Consider the following 517-nt stretch of genomic DNA (forward strand, 5'->3'; position numbering starts at 1 on the left):
ACGATTTGGCTGGCCAGCTGGTTGCTGCTGCCTTTGCGCACATTGACGTGAATGCCGGTCTTGGCTTCAAAGGTTTTGGCGAGTTCATCGCCGACTTCCTTGTGCTGGCCGTTGTAGAGGGTCAGGGAGACCTTGTCAGCGCAATAGGCAGCGGGCGAGAGCAGGGTCAGGCCACGTCGGCCTGCATCGTCGCCGCGCAACTGGTGATGGTGCCGACGGCGATGCTGGTGGGGGCCAAGGCCGACCTGTGGGGGCGCAAGCCACTGCTGCTGGCCGGGTTCATGATCCTGCCACTGCGCGGCGTGCTCTATACCTTGTCCAGCGACCCCTACTGGCTGGTTGCGGTGCAGATGCTCGATGGCATCGGCGCAGGCATTTTCGGCGCGTTGTTCCCCGTGATCGTCAAGGACCTGACCCAAGGCAGCGGCCGCTTCAACGTCAGCCTCGGCGCGTTGTCGACCGTATTTGGCCTGGGCGCAGCGCTGAGCAGCAGCCTGGCCGGCTTCGTGGTGCAGTT

The 517-nt window shown here is 63.8% G+C and carries 1 protein-coding gene; it reads left to right on the top strand.

What is annotated here, in order from left to right; genetic code table 11:
* Positions 1-517, top strand: a 517-nt coding sequence (locus AC0L20_RS39790; RefSeq protein WP_473295634.1) for an MFS transporter, incomplete at both ends; no start/stop codon positions are given.

Source organism: Bradyrhizobium sp. Kon58 (assembly GCF_055807455.1).